This window comes from Kitasatospora sp. NPDC058184, assembly GCF_042883725.1.
In the GTDB taxonomy this organism is placed as follows: Bacteria; Actinomycetota; Actinomycetes; order Streptomycetales; family Streptomycetaceae; genus Kitasatospora.
Genome location: NZ_JBHVVE010000075.1, coordinates 1 through 1,093, shown reverse-complemented (window position 1 = coordinate 1,093; position 1,093 = coordinate 1). Strand labels below are relative to the sequence as shown.

The following is a 1,093-nucleotide window of genomic DNA, read 5'->3' as shown; positions in this document are numbered from 1 at the left end:
TCGGTGAGGGTGATGCCGGTGATGTTGACGGGGCCGTTGTTGGTGACGGTGATCCGCCAGTAGGCGGTGCCGTTCGGGGCGACGGTGGTGGTCTTCGCCCAGGGTCCTGCGCCGCCGTCACCGCAGTCGGCGGCGTTCGCGGAGGTGCAGACCTCCTTGTTGATGGCCAGCGAGGGGACGTCGACGCTCGCTTCGGAGGGCGGTGTGGTGATGGGTGTTCCGCCGGGTCCCGGGAACGAGGCCGTCACTGTGTTGGTGGTGGATTGGGTGACGCCTGTCAGGTTGCAGAAGACCTGCTTGGAGGCGCCTGCGGCGAGGTCGAAGGTGCCGGCGGCTGTGACGCAGGCCGGCGTGACGGTGTCGGTGAGGGTGATGCCGGTGATGTTGACGGGGCCGGTGTTGGTGACGGTGATCCGCCAGTAGGCGGTGCCGTTCGGCGCGACGGTGGTGGTCTTCGCCCAGGGGCCGGGGCCGCCGTCACCGCAGTCGGCCGGGTTTGTGCTGGTGCAGACCTCCTTGTTGATGGCCAAGGACGGAACATCGACGCTCGCCTCGGACGGGGGTGTGGTGATGGGTGTTCCGCCAGGGCCGGGGAAGGACGCCGTGACGGTGTTCGTCGTTGACTGCGTGACACCCGGCAGGTTGCAGAACACCTGATGGGAGGCGCCCGCCGCGAGGTCGAAGGCGCCGGCGGCTGTGACACACGACGGTGTGACGGCGTCGGTGAGGGTGATGCCGGTGATGCTGACGGGGCCGTTGTTGGTGACGGTGATCCGCCAGTACGCGGTGCTGTTCGGGGCGACGGTGGTGGTCTTGGCCCACGGTCCCGCGCCGCCCTCGCCGCAGTCGGCGGCGTTCGCGGAGGTGCAGACCTCCTTGTTGATGGCCAGTGAGGGGACGTCGACGCTCGCCTCGGAGGGCGGTGTGGTGATGGGTGTTCCGCCGGGTCCCGGGAAGGAGGCTGTCACGGTGTTGGTGGTGGATTGCGTGACGCCTGTCAGGTTGCAGAACACCTGATGGGAGGCGCCCGCCGCGAGGTCGAAGGCGCCGGCGGCTGTGACACACGACGGTGTGATGGCATCGGTGAGGGTGA

At 68.6% G+C, this 1,093-nt stretch carries 1 pseudogene; it reads right to left on the bottom strand.

Annotation, left to right across the window (positions count from 1 at the left end):
• Nucleotides 1-968 (bottom strand): annotated as a pseudogene (locus ACFVXH_RS41430) (hypothetical protein); the annotation flags it as partial.
• Nucleotides 969-1,093 lie beyond the last annotated feature (125 nt).